Source organism: Kitasatospora sp. NPDC059571 (assembly GCF_042735675.1).
GTDB lineage: Bacteria > Actinomycetota > Actinomycetes > Streptomycetales > Streptomycetaceae > Kitasatospora.
In genome coordinates, this window is the sequence record NZ_JBHWBW010000649.1 from 1 (window position 1) to 3,512 (window position 3,512).

Below are 3,512 nucleotides of genomic sequence, written 5' to 3' on the forward strand. Positions count from 1 at the left end.
GGCCTGGACCGTCCAGTAGCAGCCTGATGCACCCCGAGGCCGGACCGCGATCGCGTTCCGGGCACACGGGGGCGGGGGGGGCGCGATCAGCCGCCCCCCCCGCCCCCGTGCGGGGGGGGGGGGCCGACGACAGGGGCCAGGGTATCGGCTCACGACCACCTGATCGGGTGCAGGGGCACAGCTGTGTCCGGGCCGCAACACCACCGGGAAGTTCCTGCGACAGACCGTCGGTACGGGGCCGGCTGACGGGGCTACAGGTACGGGCCCGAACGGATCCCGCGGCCCGGGCCCGGTTCGTCGTCGCCGTGCTCCGCACCGGGCAGTCCGGGGGGCAGCGCGCGCCGCATCTGCTCCAACTGCGCCCGGGCGGCCATCTGCTGGGCGAACAGTGCGGTCTGGATGCCGTGGAACAGCCCCTCCAGCCAGCCGACCAGCTGCGCCTGGGCGATCCGCAGCTCGGCCTCGGTCGGGATGGTGTCCTCGGTGAAGGGCAGCGACAGCCGCTCCAACTCCTCGACCAGCTCGGGCGCGAGGCCGAGTTCCAGCTCCTTGATCGAGCTGGCGTGGATGTCCTTCAGGCGGGCCCGGCTGGCCTCGTCGAGGGGAGCCGCCCGGACCTCCTCCAGCAGCTGCTTGATCATGCTGCCGATCCGCATGACCTTGGCCGGCTGCTCGACCATCTCCGTCACCGGGAGCTCGCGCGGTTCGCCGTGCTCGTCCCTGTGCCCGAAGGCACTCGGGACACCGATGGGCATGCCGTCCGGACCGACGACCAGCACCTTCGGGTTCTCGTCCGGCTGGCCGCCCGACGCCCCGTGGGGGTGTTCCGGCGACCGCTCGTTCATCGGGTTCGTCATGAAGCGCATTCTCCCCCAACGCGGTTCGCTGCGGGGAGGTGCCGCGGATCTTGGTTTCGATCAAATCGGCACACGAAGCGTCCTGCGGGGCGGCGCGACGGGCAGGTCAGCCGCGCCGCATCCGGTAGCCGACCAGGCCGAGGCCGCAGCCGATCAGGGTGAGGCCGGCGCCGAGCGGCAACTGGCGGGTGGAGGCGTCGGACCAGATCAGCGGGGCGGCCAGCCCGGCCGCGTCCTGCGGGGCGGCGGCCGGCGTGCTCGCGGCCGGCACCGGCTGCTCCACCGGGGTGTCCTCGGCGGTGGGTGCGGCGGCCTCGGGGACCTCGGCGGCGCGGGGCAGCGCGGGGGCGCCGGCCGGCGCCGAGCGGCCCAGGCGTCCGTGGACGCGGACCGGCACGGCCGCGGCCGTCGTGGCCGGGTCCGCCGCGGCGGGGGTGTCCGACGGCTGCACCGGCGCGGCGCCGGAGTCGTCGCCGTCCGCCGGATCGGCCGGATCGGATGCGGCGGACCCGTCGTCGGCCGGGTCGGTGACCGGATCGGCGGCCGGCGGGACCACGGCACCGGGGTCGGGCACCGAGGCCGGACGGGTCCGGGACGACGGGCCGTCGCTCGGGCAGGGCGCGCCGGAACCCCCCGGCACCGCGACGTCCCCCGGCCCGGCGGGCGACGGCGGCGGCACGTCCGGCCGCCCGGGTGCGGAGGAGTCGCTGGGGGCGGCCGCACCGGAGGAGGCCGCGTCCGCAGAGGCGGCGGCCGAGGAGGCTGCCGTCGCGGCGGGCGCCGGGTCCGACGCCGCACCCTGGCCCGACGGGACACCGGCCGGGACGGACGGCGCAAAGGCCGCGGTCCCGGCACCCGGGGCGCTCTCGGCGGGGCAGACGGCGCCGGCCGTGCCGGCGAGCAGCAGGGGGAGAGCCAGACCAGCGGCGGTCAGCGCCGCTCGACGACAGGTGACGGGCAGCGCGACGGACAGGACACGGAGCGCGTGCGGACGTGCGGCCACGGGAGGTCCTTCCGACAGGCGGCCGCGCTGCGAGGCGACCGGCGGCGGAAAAGCTCCCGACCAGCGTCACACACTCCGACATTCCGGGCATTTCGTACGCTCACGGCGATACCCGGACCTGCGCCGCCACCCGGACGACGCACCGAGCGGCCGGGGCGCCCGGGGCGGCGTCGCGGCGGGATGTTTCACGTGAAACACCGCCACCCGGACACCCCGGACACCCCGGGCCGGCCCCCGGTTCAGACCTCCAGGACGACCTTTCCGACGTGCCCGCCGGCCTCGACCACCGCGTGCGCCGCGGCCGCCTCCGCGATCGGCAGCACCCGGTCGACCACCGGCCGGACCACGCCGGACTCGATCAGCGGCCAGACGTGCTCGCGCACCGCGGCCACGATCGCCGCCTTCTCGTCCAGCGGGCGCCCGCGCAGGTTGGTGGCGGCCACCGCACCGCGCTTGCGCAGCAGGGTGTTGAGGTCCAGCTCGCCCTTGATGCCGCCCTGCAGGCCGATCACCACCAGACGGCCGTTGACCGCCAGGGCGTCCACGTTCCGCTGCAGGTACCGGGCGCCCATGATGTCCAGGATCACGTCCGCCCCTCCCCCGCCGGTCGCCTCCCGCAGCTCCGCCACGAAGTCCTGCTCGCGGTAGTCGATCAGGATGTCCGCGCCCAGCTCCGCACAGCGCGCCAGCTTCTCCGGGCTGCCCGCGGTCACCGCCACCCGCGCACCGACCGCCTTGGCGAGCTGGATCGCCATCGTTCCGATGCCGCTGGCCCCGCCGTGCACCAGCAGCGTCTCGCCGGGCCGCAGGTGGGCCACCATGAAGACGTTCGACCAGACCGTGCAGACGACCTCCGGCAGCGCGGCCGCCTCGACCGCGGACAGTCCGGCGGGCCGCGGCAGCAGCTGCCCGACCGGCACCGCGACCCGCTCCGCGTAGCCGCCGCCGGTGAGCAGCGCGCACACCTCGTCGCCGACCGCCCAGCCGGCCGTGCCCGGGCCGAGCGCGACGACCCGGCCGGCGCACTCCAGCCCCGGGTAGCGCGAGGATCCGGGCGGCGGGTCGTAGAAGCCCTGCCGCTGGAGCAGGTCGGCGCGGTTGACGGCGGTGGCGGCGACCTCGACGAGGACCTCGCCCGCGGCCGGCTCCGGCTCGGGCACCTCCGTCCAGGTCAGCACCTCGGGCCCGCCCGGCTGGGAAATGGTGATGGCTCGCATGACCGTCACGCTACGCGGACCGCGCGCTCCCCCGGCGGGCGGCCCGCCGGACACCGACCGTACGGTCAGGCCCGGTTGACGGCCCGCTGGATGGTGATGACCCGGTCGGTCAGCTGGAGCACCGCGGCCTCCGGGTCGGTGTAGTTGAGCACCCGGCGGCCGCGGATGACCGCGACCACCAGGTCCTCGCACTCGCGCGGGCTGCGTCCGGCCTCGGCCCTGGTCACCGGGCGCTCGGCCATGTCGAGGCCGGTGCCGACGGTGAGCAGGTCCTCCATCACCGAGCCGGTGTGCGGGCTGAGGATCGACATGCCGAGCAGCCGGCCGGCCGAGCTGGAGCTGGTCACCACCACGTCGGCGCCGCTCTGCCGGAGCAGCGGCGCGTTCTCGTCCTCGCGGACGGCGGCGACCACCGTGGCGGACTTGTTCAACCTG

At 75.9% G+C, this 3,512-nt stretch carries 3 protein-coding genes and 1 pseudogene; all 4 read right to left on the reverse strand.

The genetic code is table 11. From position 1 onward, the window contains the following. Window positions 1-251: 251 nt before the first annotated feature. The gene (locus ACFV0G_RS37235; RefSeq protein WP_380557598.1) at window positions 252-857 is read right to left on the reverse strand and encodes a bacterial proteasome activator family protein; all 606 of its coding nucleotides are present in this window, start codon (window positions 855-857) and stop codon (window positions 252-254) included. Between the two features lie 106 nt (window positions 858-963). After that, window positions 964-1,860, reverse strand: coding sequence for a hypothetical protein (locus tag ACFV0G_RS37240; RefSeq protein ID WP_380557601.1), 897 nt, complete (start codon window positions 1,858-1,860; stop codon window positions 964-966). Window positions 1,861-2,099: 239 nt separating this feature from the next. Then, a complete protein-coding gene (locus ACFV0G_RS37245) occupies window positions 2,100-3,077 on the reverse strand; it encodes an NAD(P)H-quinone oxidoreductase (RefSeq protein WP_380557604.1) in 978 nt (325 codons plus the stop codon). Between the two features lie 65 nt (window positions 3,078-3,142). Beyond that, a pseudogene (locus ACFV0G_RS37250) lies at window positions 3,143-3,512 on the reverse strand (Ion channel protein); the annotation flags it as partial.